Annotated in this window: 25 protein-coding genes and 1 other RNA gene; 22 read left to right on the plus strand and 4 right to left on the minus strand. The window is 64.2% G+C overall.

The genetic code is table 11. From position 1 onward, the window contains the following. The first annotated feature begins 6 nt into the window (after positions 1–6). The 6 genes from rpsI to AC1ZV1_RS05750 all read left to right on the plus strand — a co-directional run bounded on the left by rpsI (position 7) and on the right by AC1ZV1_RS05750 (position 4,358). On the plus strand, positions 7–399 hold the full coding sequence (gene rpsI, locus AC1ZV1_RS05725; protein ID WP_017518120.1) for a 30S ribosomal protein S9: 393 nt from the start codon (positions 7–9) through the stop codon (positions 397–399). A gap of 249 nt (positions 400–648) precedes the next feature. After that, positions 649–1,239: a ubiquinol-cytochrome c reductase iron-sulfur subunit gene (petA, locus tag AC1ZV1_RS05730; RefSeq protein WP_239746514.1), complete on the plus strand. Its 591-nt coding sequence runs from the start codon at positions 649–651 to the stop codon at positions 1,237–1,239. After that, complete coding sequence (locus AC1ZV1_RS05735) at positions 1,239–2,450, plus strand: cytochrome b (RefSeq protein WP_484295885.1); 1,212 nt, start codon at positions 1,239–1,241, stop codon at positions 2,448–2,450. The genes petA and AC1ZV1_RS05735 overlap by 1 nt, the downstream gene beginning before the upstream one ends. Then, positions 2,450–3,232, plus strand: coding sequence for a cytochrome c1 (locus tag AC1ZV1_RS05740; RefSeq protein ID WP_484295886.1), 783 nt, complete (start codon positions 2,450–2,452; stop codon positions 3,230–3,232). Before AC1ZV1_RS05735 ends, AC1ZV1_RS05740 begins: the two co-directional genes overlap by 1 nt. A 92-nt stretch (positions 3,233–3,324) precedes the next feature. Next, positions 3,325–3,942, plus strand: coding sequence for a glutathione S-transferase N-terminal domain-containing protein (locus AC1ZV1_RS05745; protein ID WP_413347693.1), 618 nt, complete (start codon positions 3,325–3,327; stop codon positions 3,940–3,942). A gap of 11 nt (positions 3,943–3,953) precedes the next feature. Beyond that, a complete protein-coding gene (locus tag AC1ZV1_RS05750; protein ID WP_413347694.1) occupies positions 3,954–4,358 on the plus strand; it encodes a ClpXP protease specificity-enhancing factor in 405 nt (134 codons plus the stop codon). A gap of 46 nt (positions 4,359–4,404) precedes the next feature. Here the strand turns inward: AC1ZV1_RS05750 and AC1ZV1_RS05755 are convergent, their stop codons facing one another. The 4 genes from AC1ZV1_RS05755 to AC1ZV1_RS05770 are packed head-to-tail and all read right to left on the minus strand — an operon-like array spanning position 4,405 to position 7,790. Beyond that, on the minus strand, positions 4,405–4,983 hold the full coding sequence (locus AC1ZV1_RS05755; RefSeq protein ID WP_484295887.1) for a BON domain-containing protein: 579 nt from the start codon (positions 4,981–4,983) through the stop codon (positions 4,405–4,407). Next, a complete protein-coding gene (locus tag AC1ZV1_RS05760) occupies positions 4,980–5,573 on the minus strand; it encodes a phosphoheptose isomerase (protein WP_017518113.1) in 594 nt (197 codons plus the stop codon). The genes AC1ZV1_RS05755 and AC1ZV1_RS05760 overlap by 4 nt, the downstream gene beginning before the upstream one ends. Before the next feature lie 28 nt (positions 5,574–5,601). Then, positions 5,602–5,979, minus strand: coding sequence for a YraN family protein (locus AC1ZV1_RS05765; protein WP_484295888.1), 378 nt, complete (start codon positions 5,977–5,979; stop codon positions 5,602–5,604). Beyond that, the gene (locus tag AC1ZV1_RS05770; protein WP_484295889.1) at positions 5,976–7,790 is read right to left on the minus strand and encodes a penicillin-binding protein activator; all 1,815 of its coding nucleotides are present in this window, start codon (positions 7,788–7,790) and stop codon (positions 5,976–5,978) included. The genes AC1ZV1_RS05765 and AC1ZV1_RS05770 overlap by 4 nt, the downstream gene beginning before the upstream one ends. 127 nt (positions 7,791–7,917) lie before the next feature. Between AC1ZV1_RS05770 and rsmI the strand changes: the two genes are divergently transcribed. The 16 genes from rsmI to ftsA all read left to right on the plus strand — a co-directional run bounded on the left by rsmI (position 7,918) and on the right by ftsA (position 24,963). After that, entirely contained in the window at positions 7,918–8,766 is an 849-nt protein-coding gene (gene rsmI / locus AC1ZV1_RS05775; RefSeq protein WP_484295890.1) for a 16S rRNA (cytidine(1402)-2'-O)-methyltransferase, read from the plus strand. A 40-nt stretch (positions 8,767–8,806) separates the two neighbouring features. Further along, an RNA gene (rnpB, locus tag AC1ZV1_RS05780) (RNase P RNA component class A) lies at positions 8,807–9,163 on the plus strand. A gap of 307 nt (positions 9,164–9,470) precedes the next feature. Continuing rightward, positions 9,471–9,926, plus strand: coding sequence for a division/cell wall cluster transcriptional repressor MraZ (gene mraZ, locus AC1ZV1_RS05785; RefSeq protein WP_024764056.1), 456 nt, complete (start codon positions 9,471–9,473; stop codon positions 9,924–9,926). Positions 9,927–9,934: 8 nt separating this feature from the next. Beyond that, a complete protein-coding gene (rsmH, locus tag AC1ZV1_RS05790) occupies positions 9,935–10,876 on the plus strand; it encodes a 16S rRNA (cytosine(1402)-N(4))-methyltransferase RsmH (RefSeq protein WP_484295891.1) in 942 nt (313 codons plus the stop codon). After that, entirely contained in the window at positions 10,873–11,166 is a 294-nt protein-coding gene (ftsL, locus tag AC1ZV1_RS05795; protein ID WP_024764058.1) for a cell division protein FtsL, read from the plus strand. The genes rsmH and ftsL overlap by 4 nt, the downstream gene beginning before the upstream one ends. Continuing rightward, complete coding sequence (locus tag AC1ZV1_RS05800) at positions 11,163–12,911, plus strand: peptidoglycan D,D-transpeptidase FtsI family protein (protein ID WP_484295892.1); 1,749 nt, start codon at positions 11,163–11,165, stop codon at positions 12,909–12,911. Before ftsL ends, AC1ZV1_RS05800 begins: the two co-directional genes overlap by 4 nt. Then, a complete protein-coding gene (locus AC1ZV1_RS05805; RefSeq protein WP_484295893.1) occupies positions 12,911–14,374 on the plus strand; it encodes a UDP-N-acetylmuramoyl-L-alanyl-D-glutamate--2,6-diaminopimelate ligase in 1,464 nt (487 codons plus the stop codon). The genes AC1ZV1_RS05800 and AC1ZV1_RS05805 overlap by 1 nt, the downstream gene beginning before the upstream one ends. After that, entirely contained in the window at positions 14,367–15,731 is a 1,365-nt protein-coding gene (locus tag AC1ZV1_RS05810; RefSeq protein WP_484295894.1) for a UDP-N-acetylmuramoyl-tripeptide--D-alanyl-D-alanine ligase, read from the plus strand. The genes AC1ZV1_RS05805 and AC1ZV1_RS05810 overlap by 8 nt, the downstream gene beginning before the upstream one ends. Then, complete coding sequence (gene mraY, locus AC1ZV1_RS05815; RefSeq protein WP_081517491.1) at positions 15,732–16,814, plus strand: phospho-N-acetylmuramoyl-pentapeptide-transferase; 1,083 nt, start codon at positions 15,732–15,734, stop codon at positions 16,812–16,814. Between the two features lie 13 nt (positions 16,815–16,827). Beyond that, complete coding sequence (murD, locus tag AC1ZV1_RS05820) at positions 16,828–18,174, plus strand: UDP-N-acetylmuramoyl-L-alanine--D-glutamate ligase (RefSeq protein ID WP_484295895.1); 1,347 nt, start codon at positions 16,828–16,830, stop codon at positions 18,172–18,174. Further along, positions 18,174–19,373 (plus strand): putative lipid II flippase FtsW, encoded by a 1,200-nt coding sequence (ftsW, locus tag AC1ZV1_RS05825; protein WP_484295896.1) that lies wholly within the window; start codon positions 18,174–18,176, stop codon positions 19,371–19,373. Before murD ends, ftsW begins: the two co-directional genes overlap by 1 nt. Further along, positions 19,363–20,436 carry an undecaprenyldiphospho-muramoylpentapeptide beta-N-acetylglucosaminyltransferase gene (gene murG / locus AC1ZV1_RS05830; protein ID WP_484295897.1) on the plus strand — a complete coding sequence of 358 codons (1,074 nt, stop codon included), beginning with the start codon at positions 19,363–19,365 and terminating at the stop codon, positions 20,434–20,436. The genes ftsW and murG overlap by 11 nt, the downstream gene beginning before the upstream one ends. After that, complete coding sequence (murC, locus tag AC1ZV1_RS05835; protein ID WP_484295898.1) at positions 20,429–21,883, plus strand: UDP-N-acetylmuramate--L-alanine ligase; 1,455 nt, start codon at positions 20,429–20,431, stop codon at positions 21,881–21,883. The genes murG and murC overlap by 8 nt, the downstream gene beginning before the upstream one ends. Then, complete coding sequence (locus AC1ZV1_RS05840; RefSeq protein ID WP_484295899.1) at positions 21,880–22,827, plus strand: D-alanine--D-alanine ligase; 948 nt, start codon at positions 21,880–21,882, stop codon at positions 22,825–22,827. The genes murC and AC1ZV1_RS05840 overlap by 4 nt, the downstream gene beginning before the upstream one ends. A 3-nt stretch (positions 22,828–22,830) precedes the next feature. Beyond that, entirely contained in the window at positions 22,831–23,694 is an 864-nt protein-coding gene (locus AC1ZV1_RS05845) for a cell division protein FtsQ/DivIB (RefSeq protein WP_484295900.1), read from the plus strand. 21 nt (positions 23,695–23,715) lie between these two features. Continuing rightward, positions 23,716–24,963 carry a cell division protein FtsA gene (gene ftsA, locus AC1ZV1_RS05850; protein ID WP_045209630.1) on the plus strand — a complete coding sequence of 416 codons (1,248 nt, stop codon included), beginning with the start codon at positions 23,716–23,718 and terminating at the stop codon, positions 24,961–24,963. The last annotated feature ends 29 nt before the right edge of the window (positions 24,964–24,992 follow it).

The raw sequence follows: 24,992 nt of genomic DNA on the forward strand, positions 1-24,992 counted from the left end.
CTCATTATGTCGGCGACTCAAAATTACGGCACTGGCCGTCGTAAGACCGCTACCGCTCGCGTCTTCCTGCGTCCGGGCACTGGCAAGATCTCCATCAACAACCGCTCCATCGAGCAGTTCTTCGGTCGTGAGACCGCTCGCATGGTTGTCCGTCAGCCGCTCGAGCTGACCGAGAACACCGAGAAGTTCGATATCTACGTCACCGTCGTTGGCGGTGGTGTAAGCGGCCAGGCCGGTGCGATCCGTCACGGTATCACCCGCGCCCTGATCGAGTACGACGAGACTCTGCGCAGCCCGCTGCGTAAAGCCGGCTACGTCACTCGCGATGCTCGCGAAGTTGAGCGTAAGAAAGTCGGTCTGCGTAAAGCGCGTAAGCGTCCGCAGTACTCCAAGCGTTAATACGACGCTTCGAAAAAAACGCCCAGATCCTTTGGACTGGGCGTTTTTTTATGTCTTCAATAAGTTCGTGCGGCAAGGTGTCGCATCCGCGCAAGCCGCGCGGCGCAAGGGTTTCGGGGGTTGCGTAACAGGCTATTACCTTGTCATCACAAGGGCTTTTCTTTACCATTTGGCGAATTTTTTGCGCGGCTCGAATTTTTACTTAAAAGCCTGATTTGAACAGGCTTGAAGCTGATGGGAGACGACTGAATGAGTAATGACGGCGTGAATGCAGGCCGGCGTCGCTTCCTTGTCGCGGCCACTTCGGTGGTAGGTGCGGCAGGAGCGGTCGGAGCTGCGGTCCCGTTCGTGGGGTCATGGTTCCCCAGTGCCAAGGCGAAGGCCGCTGGCGCGCCGGTGAAGGTCAACGTAGGGAAGATCGAGCCGGGCCAGCAGGTCGTGGCCGAGTGGCGGGGCAAGCCGGTGTTCCTGGTGCATCGCACCAAGGAAATGCTCGACGCGTTGCCAACCCTCGAAGGTCAGTTGTCCGATCCCGAGTCGAAGGCTTCGGAGCAGCCGGCTTACGTCGATCCCAAGCTGCGCTCGATCAAGCCTGAACTGGCCGTGATCGTCGGTATCTGCACCCACCTGGGCTGCTCGCCGACCTTCCGCCCGGAAGTCGCTCCCGCGGACCTCGGTCCGGACTGGAAGGGTGGCTACTTCTGCCCCTGCCACGGCTCCCATTACGACCTCGCCGGCCGCGTTTACAAGGGACAGCCCGCGCCCCTGAACCTGCCGATTCCGCCCTATACGCTGGATGGTGACGAGCTGACCATCGGTGTGGACCAGGAGAAAGCCTGATGAACAAGTTCATGGCTTGGGTCGATGCCCGCTTCCCCGCGACCAAGATGTGGGAAGACCATCTGAGCAAGTACTACGCCCCGAAGAACTTCAACTTCTGGTACTTCTTCGGCTCCCTCGCACTGCTGGTCCTGGTGAACCAGATCCTCACTGGTATCTGGCTGACCATGAGCTTCACCCCGTCGGCGGAAGAAGCTTTCGCTTCCGTCGAGTACATCATGCGAGATGTAGATTACGGCTGGATTATCCGCTACATGCACTCCACCGGTGCATCGGCGTTCTTCGTGGTCGTCTACCTGCACATGTTCCGTGGCCTGCTGTACGGTTCGTACCAGAAGCCGCGCGAGCTGGTGTGGATCTTCGGCATGCTGATCTACCTCGCCCTGATGGCCGAGGCCTTCATGGGCTACCTGCTGCCGTGGGGCCAGATGTCGTACTGGGGTGCCCAGGTGATCATCTCGCTGTTCGGTGCCATTCCGGTTGTCGGCGAAGACCTGTCCCAGTGGATCCGCGGTGACTTCCTGATCTCCGGCATCACCCTGAACCGCTTCTTCGCCCTGCACGTGATCGCGCTGCCGATCGTCCTGCTCGGCCTGGTCGTGCTGCACATCCTGGCACTGCACGAAGTCGGTTCGAACAACCCCGACGGCGTGGACATCAAGAAGAAGAAGGACGAGAACGGCATCCCGCTGGATGGCATTCCGTTCCACCCGTACTACACCGTGAAGGACATCGTCGGTGTCGTGGTCTTCCTGTTCGTTTTCTGCACCGTGATCTTCTTCTTCCCGGAAATGGGCGGATTCTTCCTCGAGAAGCCCAACTTCGAGATGGCGAACCAGTTCAAGACCCCGGACCACATTGCCCCGGTCTGGTACTTCACTCCGTTCTACGCCATCCTGCGCGCCGTTCCGGACAAGCTGATGGGTGTCATCGCCATGGGCGCTGCCATCGCCGTGCTGTTCGTGCTGCCGTGGCTGGACCGTAGCCCGGTTCGCTCGATCCGCTACAAGGGCTGGCTGAGCAAGATCTGGCTGGTGATCTTCGCGGTTTCCTTCGTGATCCTCGGCTACTACGGCTCGCAAGCGCCTTCGCCGCTGGGTACCACGCTGTCCCGCCTGTGCACCATTCTGTATTTCGCCTTCTTCATCCTGATGCCGTTCTACACCCGGATGGAGAAAACCAAACCGGTTCCGGAAAGGGTGACTGGCTGATGAAAAAGCAATTCGCTGCATTTGTTCTGGCTCTGCTGCCCGTCTTCGGCTTCGCTGCCGAAGGCCATGGTCCGGCCCTGGACAAGGTCGATATCGACCTGACCGACAAGGCCGCCATGCAGGATGGCGCGCGTACCTTCGCCAACTACTGCATGGGCTGCCACAGCGCCAAGTTCCAGCGTTATGAGCGTGTCGGCCGTGATCTGGGTATTCCGGAAGAGCTGATGATGAGTCACCTGGTATTCACCGGTGCGAAGATCGGTGACCACATGGATATCGGCATGAAACCGGCTGACGCCAAGGTCTGGTTCGGTGCTGCACCGCCGGACCTGACTCTGGTAGCCCGCGTACGCGGCACTGACTGGCTGTACACCTACCTGCGTTCGTTCTACGAAGATCCCAAGCGTCCGTGGGGCGTGAACAACAAGGTCTTCCCGAACGTCGGCATGCCGAACGTGCTGGTAAGCCTGCAGGGTCGTCAGGTCGTCGGCTGCAAGCAGGTCCAGGTCGTCGAGGATGGCAAGAAGCAGTACGATCCTCTGACGGGAACCCCGCTGACCCACGAGGCCTGCGACCAGCTGACCATCGTGCCGAAATCCGGCCAGCTGACCGAAGCCCAGTTCGACGAGAAGGTGAAGAACCTGGTGACCTTCCTGGCTTATTCGGCTGACCCGAACAAGCTGGACTCTCACCGCATCGGTACCTACGTCCTGTTGTTCCTGGCCTTCTTCTTCGTATTCGCCTACCTGCTCAAGCGTGAATACTGGAAGGACGTGCACTAAGCACCACCCGTCGTAGTAACAAGCGCGCGCCCTACGGGGCGCGCGTGCGTTTTTCTACCTCCCACAAGAAATCCTGCGAGGAGGCGCGCGGCATGGCCGCAATCAACAAGCTCACCTGTTTCTCCGACCCTGCCTGTCACTACAGCCATCGCGTGCGCCTGGTGCTGGCCGAGAAGAGTGTCGTTGCCGACATCATTGACGTACCCGCCGGCAACATCCCGGCCAAACTCGCCGAAGTGAATCCCTATGGCAGCCTGCCGACCCTGGTGGATCGCGATCTCGCGCTCTATGAGTCGACGGTGGTCATGGAGTACCTCGACGAGCGTTATCCGCACCCGCCGCTGCTTCCGGTCTACCCGGTCGCCCGCGCAAACAGCCGGCTGCTGATGCACCGTATCCAGCGCGACTGGTGCAGCCTAGTGGATCGCATCCTCGATACCCGCCGCAAGGACGCAGAACGAGCCTTGGCGCGCAAGGAATTGCGTGAGAGCCTGACAGGGGTGTCGCCGCTGTTCGCCGATAAGGCGTTCTTCCTCAGTGATGAGCTCAGCCTGGTGGATTGCTGTCTGCTGCCGATCCTCTGGCGCCTGCCGATCCTGGGTATCGAGCTGCCGCGGCCGGCGAAGCCGCTGCTGGATTACATGGAGCGACAGTTTGCACGGGAAACTTTCCGTGCAAGCCTGTCCTCTATCGAACGTGATATGCGCTAAGGAGCCTGCTGATGAACTCCAGTCGTCCCTACCTCGTGCGAGCCCTCTATGAGTGGATCGTCGACAACGGCTGTACCCCGCATATCCTGGTGAATTCCGAGTATCCGGGAGTGCGGGTGCCGCCGGGTTATGCCAGCGACGGCCAGATCGTGCTCAACGTCTCGCCGACCGCGGTACGTCACCTGCAGATGGATAATGAGGCGGTCAGCTTTGAAGGGCGTTTCGGTGGTGTTGCCCAGAGCCTGTACATCCCGTCTCAGGCCGTGATGGCCATCTACGCGCGGGAGAATGGCCAGGGCATGGTCTTCGATCTGGAACCGCCGGTACCTACCGACGACGAGGAATTGCCGGATGACGGCCCATCCGACGAGCCGCCGCGCCCCAGTGGCCGACCGAGTCTCAAGGTGGTGAAGTAATAAAAAGGCGACCCGAGGGTCGCCTTTTTCATGCCTGCGATCCAGATCAGTCGATGTACTCGAACAGGCGGACGATCTTCTGCACGCCGTCCACGCCCTGGACCACCTGGGTTGCCAGGTCGCCTTCCCTGCGGGTAACCAGGCCGAGCATGTAGACGATGCCGTTCTCGGTCAGGACCTTGATGCGGGTGGAGGGCACGTTGGCGTCGGCGAGCATCTGGCTCTTGATCTTGGTGGTCAGCCAGGTGTCGTTGCTGCGGGCAGCCAGGGAGGAGGGCTGCAGGATCTGCAGCTCGTTGTGCACGGTCTTGACCTTCTGCACTTCCTTGGCGGCCTGCTCGGCCTTGTTCTTCAGGTCGGCGCGCGGGGTCTGGCCGGCCAGCAGTACCACGCCGTTGTAGCTGATCACCACGACGTGGGAATTGCGGTCGAGGTCCGGATCGGCCTTAGCGACGTTGACTGCCACCTTGGTTTCGATCAGCGAGTCGTCGATCTTGCTGCCAAGGGTGCGGGTGCCCTTGTCGTCGTCGATCGGCTTGTCGCGGGTGGCGCTGACGAAGCTGCTGCAGCCACCCAGAGCCATGGTCACGGCCAGTGCGGCTGCGATCAGAGGGGTACGGGTCATTCTTCACTCCCGAACAGTTGACGGTCGATGAGGTCGCACAGGCAGTGGATGACCAGCAGGTGGACTTCCTGGATGCGTGCGGTGACCTTGGCCGGAACGCGGATCTCCACGTCTTCGGGCAGCAGCAACGATGCCATGTTGCCGCCGTCGCGGCCGGTCAGAGCTACGACAACCATTTCGCGATCATGTGCGGCCTGGATCGCCTGAATGACGTTCGCCGAGTTGCCGCTGGTAGAAATCGCCAGCAGCACGTCACCCGGTTGGCCCAGGGCGCGGATCTGCTTGGAGAAGACCTCGTTGTAGCTGTAGTCGTTGGCGATCGAGGTAATGGTCGAGCTGTCGGTGGTGAGGGCGACGGCCGGAAGGCTCGGGCGCTCGCGCTCGAAGCGGTTCAGCAGTTCGGAGGAGAAGTGCTGTGCATCGCCGGCGGAGCCGCCATTGCCGCAGGAGAGAATCTTGCCCTCGTTCAGCAGGGCATTGACCATGACCATGCTGGCCTGCTCGATATGCGGGATGAGCACCTCGGTAGCCTGTTGCTTGGTCTCGATGCTGGCATGGAAGAGCTGGCGGATACGGGATTGCATGTCCATCAGGTGTGACCTTTCTTCGGGCGTCTGATCAGGTGTCAAAAGCGTTGGGAATCCAGTTCAAGTGCCCTGCGGAGCCTTGAGTGCGCGCGTTGATGGCGACGATGTCGAACCGGCAGGGATGACTGCTCCAGCGGGCGTTCTGTTGCAGGAAGAGTTCGGCGGAGATGGCCAGGCGCTCACGCTTGCGCCAATCCACGCTCTCCAGCGCTCCTCCCCAGGCAGAATGCCGGCGGGAGCGAACTTCGACGAATACTACTGTATCGCCGTCCAGCATGACCAGATCAAGCTCGCCTCGGCGGCACGTCCAGTTCTGCGCCAGGAGGCGCAATCCATGCTGTTCCAGATGGGCCAGGGCGGTGGCTTCCGCCTGCTGCCCGGCCTTCTGGGTGGGGCTGTTGCCGATCAAATACCGCTGTTCTCCAGCGGCTGGACCTGGCCATTCCTGAACTCCGCCCAGGGCAGGCGGCGCTCCACTCGCTGGCCGGCGCTGACGCTCAGTGTGCCGGTCAGACCGTCTACCTGCATGCTCGGCACGGCCTTGAGCTCCGGCAGGCGTGGGGCCAGCTGGTAGGCGTCAGCGCCCATGGCGTACAGGCGGCCAAGGCTGCCGTTGGCGGCCGGCCACTGTGCAGCGACCTGCTGGCGCAAGGCGTTGTTGGGGGTCAACAGCCACGGGGTTTCGCAGAAGCGGATGCCGTTCAGGTCCTGGTCCTGGGCCGGGTTGTTCACGCCGGTGTACAGGTTGGAAGTGGCATAGACCGGCAGGTCCCCTGCGTACTGGAAGGCGAGAGTCGGCTTGATCTGGCGAGCCTGCTGCGGGGTGGCGGCAAGGAAGATGAAGTCGATGTCCTGGCGGCGCGACGGCTGGGTGTCGACGCTGCTGTCGAGTACGCCCTGGAGGCGCTTGGCGCGGCCTTCGCTCTGGCGCAGTTGCAACAGGTCGGCGATCTGGCGGGCCAGTTCCACCGGCTGGTCGACGTGCTCGGCGGCGATCAGTGTGCCTCCGGCGGCCTGCCAGTTGCGACTGAACGACGCCAGTACGCGGTCGCCCCACTCGCCACGCGGGACAAGGGCCACGGCGCGCCGCATGCCGTCGTTCCAAGCGCGGTTGGCGACTTCGCGGGCTTCATCCTCGGCGGACAGGCCGAACTGGAACAGCTGGGCCGGGCCTTCCTGATTGCCGTCGGCGTAGTTCAGCGCCAGGGTGGTGATCGGCAGTTGCGGCTGGCTGCTCATCTGCTTGACCAGGTTCTTCTCCAGTGGTCCCACCACCAGTTGCACGCCGTCGGCCTGGGCCTGGCGGTAGAACTCGTCCAGCGAGCGCACCTGGCTGCTGTCGTACAGCTTGATCGCCGGCTGTGCCTGGCCGCTCTGCTGGGCCTGGTAATAGGCGGCCAGGAAGCCGTCCTGCAGGGCGCGGGCAACCGAGGCGAGCTGACCCTGTTGCGGCAGCAGCAGGCCAATCTTGTTCAGCGGCTGGGCAGCCAGTGATTTCAGCTTGGTCAGGGCTTCCGGCAACTCCTTGGCGGCCGGATGGTCCGGATTCTGCGCGACCCAGTTGTCGATGTTTGACTGCTGCTCCTTCAGAGTCGAGGAGGATTTGGTGATGCGCGCCAGTTCCAGCCAGCCGTTCAGGTCGCCTTCATTGCTGCTCGCCTGCATCTGGTCCAGCGGCAGGCTGGAAACCAGTTTCCAGATTTCCTCATGGTTGGCCTTGCTGGCCTCGGCGTTGAGCAGTGGATCGATGAAGACGCGTTCGCGGGCGGCGCTCAGGGGCTGGCCGTCGGCGGCCAGGGCCAGGGACTTGACCATGCCGGCGCGGGCCTGCAGGTCCACGGGCATCTCGCCCAGACGCTGGAAGTTGGGATTGTCGAAGGCCTTCAGGGCTGCCTTGGTCTTGTTGCGGGCGAGTTCGAGCTGGGCGCGCAGGGTGCTGGCGAAGACCTGCTGGGCGGGCTTCAGGCTGTCCATCGGAATCTGATCGAGGATCTGCGTGGAGCGGCCGAGGTCCTTCTGCTTGTAGGCGAGGTCCGCGGCGGACAGGCGCAGCACGGCAGCTTCGTCTGGCTTGGCGGTGGAGGCCTGCTGCAGCAGCTGTTCGATGCTGGCGTCCGGGGTGCGCGGCAGTTCGCCGAGATTGGACGACGGGGAGGACGCACAGGCGGCGAGCATGCCGGCCAGGAACAGAGCGGATAGCGGACGCAGGCGAGCGATCATATCGGGCTTCTCGTGACGCATTCAAAGAGCTGCCGATTGTACCCAAGCGGCGAGGGTGACGCGATGGCGGCTGCCGGAATCGGGATACAATGCGTCTTTTCCGACACTTCCGGTGAGGTTCTCCCGCGTGACCCTAGGCACTCTCTATGTGGTGGCCACTCCCATCGGCAACCTGGACGACATCAGTGCTCGTGCACTGAAGGTGCTGGCTGACGTGGCGCTCATCGCCGCCGAAGACACCCGTCATTCCGTGCGCCTGCTGCAGCATTTCGGGATCCAGACGCCACTGGCGGCCTGTCACGAGCACAACGAGCGAGAGCAGGGTGGTCGTTTCCTCACCAAGCTGCAGGCCGGGGAGGATGTCGCGCTGATTTCCGATGCGGGCACGCCGCTGATTTCCGATCCGGGCTACCACCTGGTGCGCCAGGCGCGCGCGGCGGGGATCGCGGTGGTGCCGGTGCCCGGTGCCTGCGCCCTGATTGCGGCGCTGTCCGCGGCAGGGCTGCCGTCGGATCGCTTCGTCTTCGAAGGCTTCCTGCCGGCGAAGGCTGCTGGCCGCCGTGGTCGTCTGGAGGCGCTGCTGGATGAGCCGCGCACCCTGATCTTCTACGAAGCGCCGCACCGTATCCTTGAGTGCATCGAGGATATGGCGGCGATCTTCGGCGACGAGCGGCCGGCACTGTTGGCCCGAGAGCTGACCAAGACGTTCGAGACCCTGAAGGGGCTGCCGCTGGGCGAGTTGCGCGAATTCGTGGCATCCGACAGCAATCAGCAGCGTGGCGAGTGTGTGCTGTTGGTGGCCGGCAAGCCGACGCCGGAAGGTGACGAGGCGGTGGATGCGCAGACCCTGCGGGTGCTCGATCTGCTGCTGGCGGAGCTGCCGGTCAAGCGCGCTGCAGCCCTGGCCGCGGAGATCACCGGGGCGCGCAAGAACCAGCTTTACCAGATCGCGCTGGAGCGTCAGGGTAAGGCTTGAGCTTGTCCTGAGCGTCGTCAGCCGCTAACCTTGCGGACTGAGAGTCGATTGGACAGTCGCTGTTCCGTGGTGTTCCATCACGGGGTGGAGGAAAGTCCGGGCTCCATAGGGCAGAGTGCCAGGTAACGCCTGGGAGGCGCGAGCCTACGGAAAGTGCCACAGAAAATAACCGCCTAAGCGCGCAAGCGCCGGTAAGGGTGAAAAGGTGCGGTAAGAGCGCACCGCACGGCTGGCAACAGTTCGTGGCTAGGTAAACCCCACTCGGAGCAAGATCAAATAGGAACCCATTGGCGCGGCCCGCGTTGGGTTCGGGTAGATCGCTTGAGGCATGCAGTGATGTATGTCCCAGAGGAATGGCTGTCCTCGACAGAACCCGGCTTACAGATCGACTCTCACCACTTTTCTGCCACTTCTTCCCACATGACCATTTGTCGCTGATCGGAAGAAGCTGCAAACTTAAGAAATCACTTTAAGTATGAAAGCCCAGTGTTTTGAAAACACTGGGCTTTTCTCTTTTCTAGCGCGTCCAATTCCCTCCCCGAACATCGCAAAAGCACGCTAAATCTCGGTCCTGTAAGGATTTTTCCCCTCGGGCTTACCTTGACGGTGGGGAGCGCGGATTTCTATAGTGTGCGGAAGTGGTACGAAGTGGGTAAAAGTGGGATCAACAGGCATGGATAGCCAACCACAGGGGAAGCGCTGACGTGTTTCGCGGAGCTAACGCCATCAGTCTCGACGCCAAAGGGCGCCTCGCGATGCCGAGTCGGTATCGTGATGAGCTCGTTTCGCGTTGCAATGGCCAGCTCATCGTCACCATCGATGCCGTCGACACCTGCCTCACCGTTTACCCCCTCCCCGAATGGGAGCTCATTGAAGCCAAGCTGCGTGAACTGCCGTCGCTGCGTGAAGAAACGCGGCGCCTGCAGCGTTTGTTGATTGGTAATGCCGTTGACCTGGAACTGGATAGCGCCGGGCGCTTCCTCGTTCCGCCGCGCCTGCGTGAATACGCCGGCCTGGACAAGAAAGCGATGCTGGTCGGCCAGCTGAACAAGTTCCAGTTGTGGGACGAAGACAAATGGAATGCGGTTGCCGAGGCCGATCTCGCAGCCATCAAAGAACCCGGCGGTCTGCCGGATGAACTGCGCGACCTTATTCTGTGAGCCTGCCTGTGACCAGTACCTTCCAACACATCACCGTTCTGCTCGAGGAGGCCGTCGAAGCGCTGGCCCCCCTGGAGGGCGGCCGCTATGTGGATGGAACCTTCGGAAGGGGAGGGCACAGCCGGGCCTTGCTCGGCAAGCTCGGCCCGGGCGGTCAACTGCTCGGGTTCGACAAGGATCCCCAAGCCATCGCGACGGGAAAAACACTGGCGGCCGAAGACGGCCGCTTCGTCATTGTGCAAAGGTCCTTCGCCGAGATGGGGGAAGAGTTCACGGCGCGTGGCCTGCAGGGCAGTGTGAATGGCGTTCTGCTGGACCTGGGCGTGTCCTCGCCGCAGCTGGATGACCCCGAGCGCGGTTTCAGCTTCCTCAATGACGGCCCGCTGGACATGCGCATGAACCCGGGCCAGGGCGTCAGTGCCGCGCAGTGGATCGCCACGGCGGCGGAAGACGAGATCGCCCGCGTGTTCAAGGATTACGGCGAAGAGCGTTTCGCCAAGCGCATGGCCCGCGCTATCGTGCAGCGCCGAGCGGAAGCACCGTTCGAGCGCACTGCCGACCTGGCTGCCGTGATCACCGAGGCCAATCCGGCCTGGGAGAAGGGCAAGAACCCGGCCACTCGCGCCTTCCAGGGGCTGCGCATCTTCATCAACAACGAGCTGGGCGATCTGGAGCGTGGCCTTGAAGCCGCGCTGGAAGGTCTGGCTGTGGGCGGTCGCCTGGTCGTGATCAGCTTCCACTCGCTGGAAGACCGCATCGTCAAACAGTTCATGCGCAAGCAGGTGAAGGGCGAGGCGGACAACCTGCCACGCAACCTGCCGATCCAGGTCAAGCCTTTTGATCCGCGCCTGAAATTGATCGGCAAGCCGGTCTACGCTTCCGAGGCTGAGCTCAAGGCCAACCCGCGCTCGCGCAGCGCGGTCATGCGTATTGCGGAGAAGCTGAGATGAGCCGTCTCTTCTCCAAGCGCCTGCCGACCGGCAGCTTCTTCATGCTGTTGCTGTTCATCGGTGTGCTGCTGTCGGCCATCTCTGTCTCGTACAGCGCGTACTGGAATCGTCAGCTGCTCAACTCGCTGTACACCGAGCTCAATGTGCGTGACAAGGCGCAGGCCGAATACGGCCGCCTGATCCTCGAGCAGAGCACGTGGACAGCCCATAGCCGTATCGAAGGCCTGGCGACCGACCAGCTGAAGATGCGCGTACCCGACCCGACCGAAATCATCATGGTGGCGCCATGAGAGACCTGGCCGGCGCTCGCTATCCCTGGCGCTTCCGCGTCGTCATCGCGCTGCTGATGACGATGGTGGCTGCGATCGCCTGGCGGATCGTCGACCTGCACGTCATCGACCACGATTTCCTCAAGGGGCAGGGCGATGCGCGCAGCGTGCGGCATATCTCCATTCCTGCGCATCGGGGCCTGATCACTGACCGCAACGGCGAGCCACTGGCCGTCAGTACTCCGGTCGCCACGCTCTGGGCCAACCCCAAGGAGCTGGTGCTCGAGCGTGAAAAATGGGGCTTCCTTGCCGATGCTCTTGGTCAGCCGCAAGCGGCCTTGTCCGAGCGCCTGGAAGCGAACGCCGACAAGGAGTTCATCTACCTGGTCCGTGGCCTGACGCCGGAGCAGGGCGACGCCGTGATGGCTCAGGTGAAGGCCCACCGCATCCCCGGCGTCTATTCGGTCGAGGAGTTCCGCCGCTTCTACCCGTCCGGCGAAGTCGCCGCGCAGGTGGTGGGCTTCACCGACGTCGACGATCGTGGTCGCGAAGGCGTCGAGCTTGCCTTCGACAGCTGGCTGGCGGGTGTTCCGGGCAAGCGCCAGGTGCTCAAGGACCGCCGCGGCCATCTGATTCGTGACGTACAGGTCACTCGCAATGCCAAGGCTGGCAAGACCCTCGCCCTGTCCATCGACCTTCGCCTGCAGTACCTCGCCAACCGTGAGCTGCGCAACGCGCTGGTGGAAAACGGCGCGAAGGCCGGCAGCCTGGTGATTCTCGACGTGAAGAGCGGCGAAGTGCTGGCCATGGCCAACCAGCCGACCTACAACCCGAACAACCGTCGCAACCTGCAGCCGGCGATGATGCGTAACCGTGCCATGATCGACGTGTTCGAGCCGGGTTCGACCATGAAGCCGTTCTCCATGAGCGCGGCGCTGGAAACCGGTCGCTGGAAGCCCACCGACAAGGTCGAGGTCTACCCCGGCACCCTGCAGATCGGCCGCTACACCATCCGCGACGTGTCCCGTACCGAGGGCCCGGTGCTGGACCTGACCGGTATCCTGATCCGCTCCAGTAACGTCGGCATGAGCAAGGTCGCCTTCGATATCGGTGGCGAGGCCATCTACAACGTGATGCAGAAGGTCGGTCTCGGCCAGGACACCGGCCTGGGCTTTCCCGGCGAGCGCGTCGGCAACCTGCCGAACTACCGCGAGTGGCGCAAGGCCGAGACGGCGACGCTGTCCTACGGCTACGGCTTGTCCGTGACTGCCATCCAGCTGGCCCATGCCTACGCGGCGCTGGCCAACAACGGCCGCAGCGTGCCGCTGACCATGGTCCGCGCCGACCGCCCGGCGGACGCTGTCCAGGTCATTCCTGAGGCGGTCGCCAAGACCATGCAGGGCATGCTCCAGCAAGTGATCGAAGCACCGAACGGTGTATACCGCGCCCAAGTGCCGGGTTACCACGTGGCCGGCAAGTCGGGTACCGCGCGCAAGACCGCCACCGGCGCCAAAGGCTATGCGGAGAACTCCTATCGTTCCCTGTTCGCCGGTTTCGCGCCGATGAACAACCCGCGTTACGTCGCCGTGGTCGTCATCGACGAACCCAGCAAGGCCGGCTACTTCGGTGGCCTGGTTTCCGCGCCGGTGTTCAGCAAGGTGATGTCCGGAACGCTGCGACTGATGAATGTGCCGCCGGACAACCTGCCGGCGACTCCGCAGCAACAAGCCGATGCTGCGCCCGCTGCCAAAGGAGGGCGTGGCTGATGCCGATGAGCCTGAACCAATTGCTGCCGCAAGCCGAAAGCGGAGAACTGATCCGTGAACTGACCCTGGACAGCCGTACCGTCAAGCCGGGCGACCTGTTCCTGGCCGTACCGGGCGGTCGCCAGGACGGCCGCGGGCACATTGCCGCGGCGCTGACCCAGGGCGCCGCCGCCGTTGCCTATGAGGCAGAAGGTGCGGTCGACCTGCCGCCCAGCGATGTGCCGATGATCGCCATCAAGGGCCTCGCCAAGCAGTTGTCTGCCATCGCGGGTCGCTTCTATGGCGAACCCAGCCGTGGCGTCGAGCTGGTGGGCGTGACCGGCACCAACGGCAAGACCAGCGTCAGCCAACTGGTGGCCCAGGCGCTGGATCTGCTCGGTGAGCGCTGCGGCATTGTTGGCACCCTCGGTACCGGTTTCTATGGCGCGCTGGAAAGCGGCCGACACACCACGCCTGATCCGCTGGCGGTGCAGGCCACCCTGGCGCGCCTGAAGCAGGCCGGCGCCAAAGCCGTGGCCATGGAAGTGTCGTCCCACGGCCTGGAGCAGGGCCGCGTCGCGGCGCTGGGCTTCGATGTGGCGGTGTTCACCAACCTGTCCCGCGACCACCTCGACTACCACGGCTCGATGGAGGCATATGGCGCCGCCAAGGCCAAGTTGTTCGCCTGGCAGGGGCTGCGTTGCCGGGTAATCAACCTGGACGACGACTTTGGCCGCCAACTGGCCGCCGAGTCCCACGAATCCCGCCTGATGGGCTACAGCCTGAGTGACCCGTCGGCCTACATCTACTGCCGCGAAGCGACCTTCAGCGACGCCGGCGTGCAGGCGCAGATCGTCACCCCGCAGGGTGAAGGCCTGCTGCGCAGCTCGCTGCTGGGCAAGTTCAACCTGAGCAACCTGCTGGCCGTGGTCGGCGCCTTGCTGGGCCTGGATTACCCGCTGGGTGATGTGCTCAAGCTACTGCCGCAACTCGAAGGTCCCATCGGTCGCATGCAGCGCCTGGGTGGTGGCGACAAGCCGCTGGTGGTCGTGGACTACGCCCACACCCCGGATGCGCTGGAAAAAGTACTGCTGGCCCTGCGCCCGCACGTGCAGGGTCAGTTGCTCTGCCTGTTCGGCTGTGGCGGTGACCGTGACAGCGGCAAGCGGCCGATCATGGCGCAGATCGCCGAGCAGCATGCCGATCGCGTGCTGGTTACCGACGACAACCCGCGTACCGAGAAGAGCGAGGCGATCATCGCCGACATCCGTGCCGGTTTCGCCAAACCCGAGACAGTCGAGTTCATTCCCGGTCGTGGCGACGCTATCGCCCGCCTGATCGCCTCTGCGGGCGTCGATGACGTTGTGCTCTTGGCGGGCAAAGGGCATGAGGATTACCAGGAGATCGACGGCGTTCGCCACCCGTTCTCCGATCTGGAACAAGCCGCCAAGGCGCTGGCTGCCTGGGAGGTGAAGCGTGCTTAAACCCCTGTCGCTCAACGAAGTCGCAGGTGCGCTGCAAGGCCGTGTGGTCGGTGCCGACGCCCGCTTCGACGCCGTGAGCACCGACAGCCGCGCCATCGTGCCCGGCCAGCTGTTCATCGCCCTGACCGGCCCGCGCTTCGACGGTCACGATTACCTGGCCGACGTGGCCGCCAAGGGCGCGGTTGCCGCCCTGGTCGAGCGCGAGGTCGCCGACGCGCCGCTGCCGCAATTGCTTGTGGCAGACACCCGTATCGCGCTGGGGCAGCTCGGCGCGCTGAACCGCACTGCCTTCACCGGCCGCGTGGCTGCCGTGACCGGCTCCAGCGGGAAGACCACCGTGAAGGAGATGCTCGCCAGCATCCTGCGGACCCAGGGCGAAGTCCTGGCGACTCGCGGCAACCTGAACAACGACCTTGGTGCGCCGCTGACCCTGTTGCGGCTTGCCCCTGAGCACAAGAGTGCGGTCATCGAGCTGGGCGCCAACCGTGTCGGCGAGATTGCCTACACGGTCGCGTTGACCCGCCCGCAGGTCGCCATCATCACCAACGCCGGCACCGCCCATGTGGGCGAGTTCGGTGGGCAGGACAAGATCGTCCTGGCCAAGGGCGAGATTCTCGAGGGGCTGGCTGGCGACGGCGTGGCCATTCTCAATCGCGACGACAAGGCTTTTGATACCTGGCAGGCCCGCGCCGCCGGCCGCCGCATTTCCAGCTTCGGTCTGCACGACGCCCGCGCCGATTTCCGCGCCAGCGACGTCAAGCGTGATGCCCGTGGTTGCCCGGGATTCACCCTGCAGGGCCCGGCCGGCGAGGCTGCCGTTCAGCTGAACCTGCTGGGTGAGCACAATGTCACCAACGCGCTGGCTGCTGCCGCTGCCGCTCATGCCCTTGGCGTGCCGCTGGTCGGCATCGTTTCCGGCCTGCAGAACCTGCAGCCGGTCAAGGGGCGCGCCGTAGCCCAGCTGGCGACGAATGGCATGCGCGTGATCGACGACAGCTACAACGCCAACCCGGCTTCAATCTGCGCGGCGATTGATATACTCGCCGGCTTTTCCGGCCGGACCGTCCTGGTCCTCGGGGACATGGGCGAGCTGGGTGCCTGGGCGGAGTCTTCCCACCGGGAGGTGGGGGCCTACGCCATTGGCAAAGTCACCGCGCTCTATGCCGTCGGACCGCTGATGAGCCACGCCGTGCAGGCGTTCGGTTCCGCGGGCCGGCACTTCGCCGATCAGGCCAGCCTGATCAGTGCCTTGGCCGACGAAGCTTCGACAACCACCATTCTGATCAAGGGTTCCCGCAGCGCGGCGATGGACAAGGTCGTCGCGGCGCTGTGCGGTTCCTCCGAGGAGAGTCACTAAATGCTGCTGCTGCTCGCCGAGTACCTGCAACAGTTCTACAAGGGCTTCGGCGTCTTCCAGTACCTGACCCTGCGCGGCATCCTGAGCGTGCTGACCGCGCTGGCCCTGTCGCTCTGGCTGGGCCCGTGGATGATCCGCACCCTGCAGATCCGTCAGATCGGCCAGTCGGTGCGTAACGACGGCCCGCAATCGCACCTGTCCAAGAAAGGCACGCCGACCATGGGGGGCGCGCTGATCCTCACCGCGATCGCCATCAGCACCCTGTTGTGGTCCGACTGGTCGAACCGCTATGTCTGGGTCGTGCTGGCCGTGACCCTGCTGTTCGGCGCCATCGGCTGGGTGGATGACTACCGCAAGGTGATCGAAAAGAACTCCCGCGGCCTGCCGAGCCGCTGGAAGTATTTCTGGCAGTCGGTATTCGGCCTGGGCGCGGCGATCTTCCTTTATATGACTGCCGAGACCCCGGTCGAGACCACCCTGATCGTACCGATGCTGAAGAACGTCGAGATCCCGCTGGGTATCTTCTTCGTGGTGCTGACCTACTTCGTGATCGTCGGCTCCAGCAACGCGGTGAACCTGACCGACGGCCTCGATGGCCTGGCGATCATGCCCACCGTAATGGTCGGCGGCGCGCTGGGGATCTTCTGCTACCTGTCGGGCAACATCAAATTCGCCGAATACCTGTTCATCCCGAGCGTTCCGGGCGCAGGCGAGCTGATCATCTTCTGCGGCGCCATCGTCGGCGCGGGGTTGGGCTTCCTCTGGTTCAACACCTATCCGGCCCAGGTGTTCATGGGGGACGTCGGCGCACTGGCCCTCGGCGCCGCGCTGGGCACCATCGCCGTGATCGTCCGCCAGGAAATCGTGCTGTTCATCATGGGTGGCGTGTTCGTCATGGAAACCCTGTCGGTGGTGATCCAGGTCGCCTCCTTCAAGTTGACCGGCAAGCGGGTGTTCCGCATGGCGCCGATCCACCACCACTTCGAACTCAAAGGCTGGCCGGAGCCGCGTGTGATCGTGCGTTTCTGGATCATCACGGTGATTCTCGTGCTGATCGGCCTGGCCACGTTGAAACTGCGTTGAGGACTGATCGAGCATGAGCCTGATCGCTTCCGACCAATTCCGCATCGTTGTCGGCCTCGGCAAGAGCGGCATGTCCCTGGCGCGCTACTTGGCGCGCCAGGGCGTGCCGTTTGCCGTGGCTGATACGCGCGCGAATCCGCCGGAGCTGGCGACCCTGCGCGAGCAGTATCCGCAGGTCGAGGTGCGCTGCGGCGACCTCGATGCCGATTTCCTCTGCCGCGCCCAGGAGCTCTACGTGAGCCCCGGCCTGTCGCTGCGCGTGCCGGCGCTGATCGAAGCCGCCGCCCGCGGCGTGCGCCTGTCCGGTGACGTCGACCTGTTCGCGCGTCACGCCAAGGCGCCCATCGTCGCCATCACCGGCTCCAATGCCAAGAGCACCGTCACCACCCTGGTGGGCGACATGGCCAAGGCTGCCGGCAAACGTGTCGCCGTGGGCGGCAACCTCGGCACCCCGGCGCTGGACCTGCTGGCCGATGACGTCGAGCTGTACGTGGTGGAGCTGTCCAGCTTCCAGCTGGAAACCTGTGAACGCCTGAACGCCGAGGTCGCCACCTGCCTGAACGTCAGCGAAGACCACATGGACCGCTACGACGGCATGGCCGACTACCACCTGGCCAAGCACCGCATCTTCCGGGGGGCCAGACAGGTCGTGGTGAACCGTGCCGATGCGCTCAGCCGCCCGCTGATCGCCGACACCGTGCCGTGCTGGACCTTCGGTACCAACAAGCCGGACTTCAAGGCATTCGGCCTGATCGAGGAAGACGGTGAGAAGTGGCTGGCCTTCCAGTTCGACAAGCTGATGCCGGCTCGCGAGCTGAAGATCCGTGGTGCGCACAACCAGTCCAACGCTCTCGCTGCGCTGGCGCTGGGTCACGCCGTCGGCCTGCCGTTCGCGCCGATGTTGCAGACCCTGCGTGAATTCGCCGGCCTTGCCCATCGCTGCCAGTGGGTGCGCGAGCGCAACGGTGTGAGCTACTACGACGACTCCAAGGCCACCAATGTCGGCGCCGCCCTGGCCGCGATCGAAGGCCTGGGTGGAGACATCGACGGCAAGCTGGTGCTGATCGCCGGTGGCGACGGCAAGGGTGCCGACTTCAATGACTTGCGTGATCCGGTCGCGCAGCACTGCCGTGCCGTGGTGCTGCTGGGCCGCGACGCAGAGCGGGTGGGCGCTGCCCTCGGCAATGTGGTGCCCAAGGTGCGCGTCAATACCCTGGACGAAGCCGTCGCGCACGCTGCCGACCTGGCCCTGCCGGGGGACGCGGTGCTGCTGTCCCCTGCCTGCGCAAGCCTGGACATGTTCAAGAACTACGAAGAACGCGGACGCTTGTTCGCCAAGGCCGTGGAGGAGCTCGCCTGATGTTCTCCTTCCTGCGCCCCTATCCGTCCCCGCTGATCAGCCGTAACGGCATCGACATCGACTTCCCGCTGCTCGCGGGTTGTCTGGCGCTGCTCGGCCTCGGCCTGGTGATGGTCACCTCGGCGTCCTCCGAAGTCGCCGCGGCGCAGTCTGGCAACCCGCTGTACTTCTCGGTCCGCCACCTGATCTACCTGGCCATCGGCTTCGTCGCTTGTGGCGTGACCATGATGGTGCCCATGGAGACCTGGCAGCGCCTGGGCTGGAAGCTGCTGGCCGTGGCCTTCGTGCTGCTGGTGATGGTGATCACGCCCGGCATCGGTCGCGAGGTGAACGGCTCCATGCGCTGGATCGGCTTCGGCCTGTTCAACATCCAGCCCTCGGAGATCGCCAAGGTCTTCGTGGTGATCTTCATGGCCGGCTACCTCGTCCGTCGCCAGGAAGAGGTGCGCGAGAGCTGGCTGGGCTTCTTCAAGCCCTTCGTGGTGTTGCTGCCGATGGCTGGCCTGCTGCTGCGCGAGCCTGACTTCGGCGCCACCGTCGTGATGATGGGCGCGGCCGCCGCGATGCTGTTCCTCGGCGGCGTCGGCCTGTTCCGCTTTGGCCTGATGGTCGCGCTGGCGGTCGGCGCGGTAGTGCTGCTGATCCAGACCCAGCCCTACCGGATGGCGCGCCTGACCAACTTCACCGACCCCTGGGCCGACCAGTTCGGCGCGGGCTACCAGCTCAGCCAGGCGCTGATCGCCTTCGGCCGTGGCGGCTGGACCGGCATGGGCCTGGGCAACAGCATCCAGAAGCAGTTCTACCTGCCGGAGGCGCACACCGACTTCGTGTTCGCCGTGCTGGCCGAAGAATTGGGCATCGTCGGCGCCATGGCCACCGTCGGCCTGTTCGTCTTCGTCAGCCTGCGCGCGCTGTACATCGGCATCTGGGCCGAGCAGTCGAAACAGTACTTCTCCGCCTACGTCGCCTATGGCCTGGCGTTCCTGTGGATCGGCCAGTTCCTGATCAACGTGGGCGTGAACGTCGGCCTGCTGCCGACCAAGGGCCTGACCCTGCCGTTCCTCAGTTATGGCGGCAGTTCGTTGGTGATCTGCTGCGCCTGTCTGGGAATGTTGCTGCGCATCGAATGGGAACGCCGCACCGTGATGGGCAGCGAGGAATATGAATTCAGCGAAGAGGACTTTGCCGATGAAAGGTAACGTCCTGATCATGGCAGGCGGCACCGGTGGACACGTGTTCCCGGCATTGGCCTGCGCCCGTGAGTTCCAGGCGCGTGGCTATAGCGTGCACTGGCTGGGCACCCCGCGCGGCATCGAGAACGACCTGGTACCCAAGGCCGGCCTGCCGCTGCACCTGATCAACGTCAGCGGCCTGCGCGGCAAGGGCATCAAGTCGTTGCTGCGTGCGCCGTTCGATCTGCTCAAGTCGCTGTTCCAGGCCCTGGGGGTGGTTCGCCAGCTCAAGCCGGTCTGCGTGCTCGGCCTGGGCGGCTACGTCACCGGCCCGGGCGGGTTGGCTGCCAAGCTGTCCGGCGTGCCGCTGGTGATCCATGAACAGAATGCCGTCGCCGGCACCGCCAACCGCACCCTTGCGCCGCTGGCCAAGCGGGTCTGCGAGGCCTTCCCGGATACCTTCGACAGCAGCGCCAAGCGCCTGACCACCGGCAACCCGGTGCGTGTCGAGCTGTTCCTGGAAGAGGGCGCCCGCGCGCCGTTGGCCGGCCGCCGCGTCAACCTGCTGGTGCTCGGTGGCAGCCTGGGTGCCGAGCCGCTGAACAAGCTGCTGCCCGATGCGCTGGCGCAGGTGCAGGCGGAGATTCGCCCGGCCATTCGCCATCAGGCCGGTCGTCAGCATGACGACATTACGGCGGAGCGTTATCGCGCAGCGGGTGTCGAAGCGGACGTAGCTCCGTTCATCGCCGACATGGCCGCCGCCTACGCCTGGGCCGATCTGGTGATCTGCCGCGCCGGTGCGTTGACCGTCAGCGAATTGACCGCTGCTGGCCTGCCGTCCTTCCTGGTGCCGCTGCCCCACGCGATCGATGACCACCAGACCAAGAACGCCGAATTCCTGGTGAGGGAGGGCGCGGCCCACCTGCTGCCACAGAAATCTACCAGCGCCGCCGAACTGGCCGCGCAGTTGTCCGAGGTATTGATGCATCCCGATTCCCTGACCCGCATGGCCGCTCGCGCACGCAGCCTGGCCAAGCCCGAGGCTACCCGCACGGTAGTCGATGCCTGCCTGGAGGTGGCCCGTGGTTAAAGAACCCACTGGCGTCACCCGCACCATGCGGCGCATCCGCCGCATCCACTTCGTCGGCATCGGTGGCGTGGGCATGTGCGGTATCGCGGAAGTGCTGCTCAACCTCGGCTACGAAGTCTCCGGCTCCGACCTCAAGGCGTCGCCGGTCACCGAGCGCCTGCAGAAGTTCGGTGCGGAAATCTTCATTGGCCACCGTGCGGAGAACTCCGACGGCGCCGACGTGCTGGTGGTGTCCAGCGCAGTGAACAAGTCGAACCCGGAAGTCGCTGCCGCGCTGGACCGCCGCGTGCCGGTCGTGCCGCGCGCCGAGATGCTCGCCGAGCTGATGCGCTACCGCCATGGCATCGCGGTCGCCGGTACCCACGGCAAGACCACCACTACCAGCCTGATCGCCTCGGTATTCGCCGCTGGCGGCCTGGATCCGACCTTCGTCATCGGCGGCCGCCTGAACGCCGCCGGTACCAACGCGCAGCTGGGCACCAGCCGCTACCTGGTGGCCGAGGCCGACGAGAGCGACGCGAGCTTCCTGCACCTGCAGCCGATGGTCTCGGTGGTCACCAACATCGACGCCGACCACATGAGCACCTACGGCGGTGACTTCAACAAGCTGAAGCGCACCTTCGTCGACTTCCTGCACAACCTGCCGTTCTACGGCCTGGCCGTGGTCTGCGTGGACGACCCAGTGGTGCGCGAGATCCTGCCGCAGGTCGCTCGTCCGACCGTGACCTACGGCCTGAGCGAGGATGCCGACGTCCGCGCCATCAACATCCGCCAGGAAGGCATGCGCACCTGGTTCACCGTGCTGCGCCCCGAGCGCGAGCCGCTGGACGTCTCGGTGAACATGCCCGGCCTGCACAACGTGCTGAATTCGCTGGCGACCATCGTCATCGCTACCGACGAAGGCATCTCCGACGAGGCGATCGTCCAGGGTCTGTCCGGTTTCCAGGGCGTTGGCCGACGCTTCCAGGTCTATGGCGACCTGCAGGTGGAGGGCGGCAGCGTGATGCTGGTCGACGATTACGGCCACCACCCGCGCGAAGTCGCGGCGGTGATCAAGGCCGTGCGCGGTGGTTGGCCGGAGCGTCGTCTGGTGATGGTCTACCAGCCGCACCGTTACACCCGTACCCGCGATCTGTACGACGACTTCGTGCAGGTGCTGGGCGAGGCGAACGTGCTGATGCTGATGGAGGTCTACCCGGCCGGTGAAGAGCCGATCCCCGGTGCTGACAGCCGTCACCTGTGCCACAGCATCCGTCAGCGTGGCCAGCTCGACCCGATCTACCTGGAGCGCGGCGGGGACCTCGCTTCGCTGCTCAAGCCGCTGCTGCGTCCGGGCGACATCCTGCTCTGCCAGGGCGCCGGCGATATCGGCGGGCTGGCTCCGGCACTGATCAAGAATCCGATGTTCGGCGTCGCCAATGCTGGCGCCGAGGGGAAGAAACAATGAGTGACGCCCTCAAGTCCGCCCTCGAGCCCCGCGCCTTCGGTCGCGTCGCCGTGCTGTACGGCGGCAAGAGTGCCGAGCGCGAGGTGTCGCTGAAGTCCGGCGCCATGGTCCTGCAGGCTCTGCAGGATGCAGGTGTCGACGCCTTCGGCATCGATGTGGGCGACGATCTGCTGGAGCGTCTGACCCGCGAGAAGATCGACCGCGCCTTCATCATCCTCCACGGCCGCGGCGGTGAAGACGGCACCATGCAGGGCCTGCTGGAAATCGCCGGCATTCCCTACACCGGCAGCGGCGTGCTCGCATCGGCCCTGGCCATGGACAAGCTGCGCACGAAGCGCGTGTGGCTGAGCCTCGGCCTGCCGACGCCGGACCACGCCGTACTGGCCAGCGAGGACGATTGCCGCGCCGCCGCCGCGAAGCTGGGCTTCCCGCTGATCGTCAAGCCGGCCAACGAGGGTTCGAGCATTGGCATGGCCAAGGTGAATAGCGAGCAGGAACTGATCGCCGCCTGGGCTGGTGCTGCGAAATACGATCCGCAGGTGCTCGTCGAGCAGTGGATCAGTGGTCCCGAATTCACCATCGCTGTCCTGCGTGGCCAGGTGCTGCCGCCCATTCGCCTGGGCACCCCGCATACCTTCTACGACTACGACGCGAAGTACCTGGCCAACGATACCCAGTACCAGATTCCCTGCGGCCTCGATGCCGACAAGGAACAGGAACTCAAGGACCTGACCGCGCGCGCCTGCGATGCTCTTGGCATCCAGGGCTGGGGCCGGGCCGACGTGATGCAGGACGCCCAGGGGCGCTTCTGGCTGCTGGAAGTGAACACTGCACCGGGCATGACCGACCACAGCCTGGTGCCCATGGCCGCGCGCGTGGCCGGCCTGGATTTCCAGCAGCTTGTGCTGGCGATCCTCGCCGACAGCGTCGAGGCAAGGGGGTAAGTCATGAACGGCGCGCAGCTTCGTCACCAGAATCCCGGAGTCGGCCGTGCACCTGCACGCAAGCCGGTGCCGCGCGGCGCCAGCCGTCTGGTGGCCAAGGAGCCGCTCAGCGCCCGTATGCCCAAGCCCAGCTTCGGTTTCCTGAAAGTGCTGCTGTGGCCCCTGGTGCTGGGTGTGCTTGGCGGTGGTGCTTACTACGGCGCGCAGTACGTGCTGCCCTATGCGGACCGGCCAATCGCCAAGGTCAGCGTGGAAGGCGATCTCAGCTACATCAGCCAGGCGGCGGTGCAGCAGCGGATCAGCCCCTACGTGTCGGCCAGCTTCTTCACCATTGACCTGGCCGGTATGCGCCAGGAGCTGGAGCAGATGCCCTGGATCGCCCACGCCGAGGTGCGCCGTCTGTGGCCCGACCAGGTGGTGATTCGCCTGGACGAGCAATTGCCCATCGCCCGTTGGGGGGACGAAGCGCTGCTGAACAACCAGGGGCAGGCATTCGCTCCGCGGGAAGTGGCCAACTACGAACACCTGCCGCGCCTATCCGGCCCGCAGCGTGCTCAGCAACAGGTAATGCAGCAGTACCAGATTCTCAGCCAGATGCTCCGCCCGCTGGGCTTCACCATCGCCAGCCTGGACATGAGTTCGCGCGGCGCCTGGACCCTGGGCACCGCGCAAGGCGTGGAGATCATGCTGGGCCGCGATCACGCGGTAGAACAGATTCGCCGGTTCGTGACCATCTACGACAAGGCGCTGAAAGACCAGATTACGAAAATTGCCCGCATCGACATGCGCTATCCCAACGGCCTGGCCGTGGCATGGCGAGATCCGGTGCCGGAAGCGACGGTGGCTCAGACCACCGCCGCGCAGTGAGTTGAGGAGACTTCTATAAACATGGCAAGCGTGCAGAGCGGCAAAATGGTCGTCGGCCTGGACATCGGTACCTCCAAGGTGGTGGCACTGGTGGGCGAGGTAGCGGCTGATGGCAAGCTGGAAATCGTCGGCATCGGGACGCATCCGTCGCGCGGCCTGAAAAAAGGTGTGGTGGTCAACATCGAGTCCACCGTGCAATCGATCCAGCGCGCCATCGATGAAGCCCAGCAGATGGCTGGCTGCCGTATCCACTCGGCCTTCGTCGGTATCGCCGGTAACCATATCCGCAGCCTGAATTCCCACGGCATCGTGGCGATTCGTGATCGCGAAGTCAGCGGCGCGGACATCGAGCGCGTACTGGACGCGGCCCAGGCCGTGGCCATCCCGGCCGACCAGCGTGTGCTGCATACCCTGGCCCAGGACTACGTGATCGACAACCAGGAAGGCGTTCGCGAGCCGCTGGGCATGTCCGGTGTGCGTCTGGAAGCCAAGGTGCACGTGGTGACCTGTGCGGTGAACGCTGCGCAGAACATCGAGAAGTGCGTGCGCCGCTGCGGTCTGGAGGTGGACGACATCATCCTCGAGCAGCTGGCCTCGGCCTACTCCGTGCTCACCGAGGACGAGAAGGAGCTGGGCGTGTGCCTGGTGGACATCGGTGGCGGTACCACCGACATCGCCATCTTCACCGAAGGCGCGATCCGCCATACGGCGGTAATCCCGATCGCCGGCGATCAGGTCACCAACGACATCGCCATGGCGTTGCGCACTCCGACTCAGTACGCTGAGGAAATCAAGATTCGATACGCCTGTGCGCTGGCCAAGCTGGCCGGTCCGGGCGAAACCATCAAGGTGCCCAGCGTCGGAGATCGTCCGCCGCGGGAACTGTCGCGCCAGGCGCTTGCCGAAGTGGTCGAGCCGCGTTACGACGAGCTTTTCACCCTGGTTCAGGCCGAACTGCGCCGCAGTGGCTACGAGGACCTGATTCCAGCCGGGATCGTCCTGACAGGCGGTACTTCCAAGATGGAAGGCGCCGTCGAACTGGCCGAAGAGATTTTTCACATGCCGGTACGCCTCGGCGTACCCCACAGCGTCAAGGGATTGGCCGATGTCGTGCGCAATCCTATCTATTCCACCGGTGTGGGGCTGCTCCTGTACGGACTGCAGAAACAATCCGACGGCATTTCCATGTCCGGCAGCAGCTTCAGCAGCGACGAACCCAAGACACCGGTACTGGAAAAGCTCAAACGCTGGGTCCAGGGCAATTTCTGATTTACCACCGCGGTAAACGTAGGCAACAC

Source organism: Pseudomonas sp. BB438 (genome assembly GCF_057180225.1).

Coding starts and splice junctions, on each gene's coding strand:
- AC1ZV1_RS05745 (WP_413347693.1), top strand. CDS start 3,325: ATGGCCGCAATCAACAAGCTCACCTGTTTCTCCGACCCTGCCTGTCAC.
- murG (WP_484295897.1), top strand. CDS start 19,363: ATGAAAGGTAACGTCCTGATCATGGCAGGCGGCACCGGTGGACACGTG.
- AC1ZV1_RS05800 (WP_484295892.1), top strand. CDS start 11,163: ATGAGAGACCTGGCCGGCGCTCGCTATCCCTGGCGCTTCCGCGTCGTC.
- AC1ZV1_RS05770 (WP_484295889.1), bottom strand. CDS start 7,790: ATGATCGCTCGCCTGCGTCCGCTATCCGCTCTGTTCCTGGCCGGCATG.
- AC1ZV1_RS05840 (WP_484295899.1), top strand. CDS start 21,880: ATGAGTGACGCCCTCAAGTCCGCCCTCGAGCCCCGCGCCTTCGGTCGC.
- AC1ZV1_RS05735 (WP_484295885.1), top strand. CDS start 1,239: ATGAACAAGTTCATGGCTTGGGTCGATGCCCGCTTCCCCGCGACCAAG.
- murD (WP_484295895.1), top strand. CDS start 16,828: ATGAGCCTGATCGCTTCCGACCAATTCCGCATCGTTGTCGGCCTCGGC.
- AC1ZV1_RS05740 (WP_484295886.1), top strand. CDS start 2,450: ATGAAAAAGCAATTCGCTGCATTTGTTCTGGCTCTGCTGCCCGTCTTC.
- AC1ZV1_RS05760 (WP_017518113.1), bottom strand. CDS start 5,573: ATGGACATGCAATCCCGTATCCGCCAGCTCTTCCATGCCAGCATCGAG.
- mraY (WP_081517491.1), top strand. CDS start 15,732: ATGCTGCTGCTGCTCGCCGAGTACCTGCAACAGTTCTACAAGGGCTTC.
- AC1ZV1_RS05755 (WP_484295887.1), bottom strand. CDS start 4,983: ATGACCCGTACCCCTCTGATCGCAGCCGCACTGGCCGTGACCATGGCT.
- rpsI (WP_017518120.1), top strand. CDS start 7: ATGTCGGCGACTCAAAATTACGGCACTGGCCGTCGTAAGACCGCTACC.
- ftsL (WP_024764058.1), top strand. CDS start 10,873: ATGAGCCGTCTCTTCTCCAAGCGCCTGCCGACCGGCAGCTTCTTCATG.
- AC1ZV1_RS05805 (WP_484295893.1), top strand. CDS start 12,911: ATGCCGATGAGCCTGAACCAATTGCTGCCGCAAGCCGAAAGCGGAGAA.
- AC1ZV1_RS05750 (WP_413347694.1), top strand. CDS start 3,954: ATGAACTCCAGTCGTCCCTACCTCGTGCGAGCCCTCTATGAGTGGATC.
- petA (WP_239746514.1), top strand. CDS start 649: ATGAGTAATGACGGCGTGAATGCAGGCCGGCGTCGCTTCCTTGTCGCG.
- ftsA (WP_045209630.1), top strand. CDS start 23,716: ATGGCAAGCGTGCAGAGCGGCAAAATGGTCGTCGGCCTGGACATCGGT.
- AC1ZV1_RS05845 (WP_484295900.1), top strand. CDS start 22,831: ATGAACGGCGCGCAGCTTCGTCACCAGAATCCCGGAGTCGGCCGTGCA.
- ftsW (WP_484295896.1), top strand. CDS start 18,174: ATGTTCTCCTTCCTGCGCCCCTATCCGTCCCCGCTGATCAGCCGTAAC.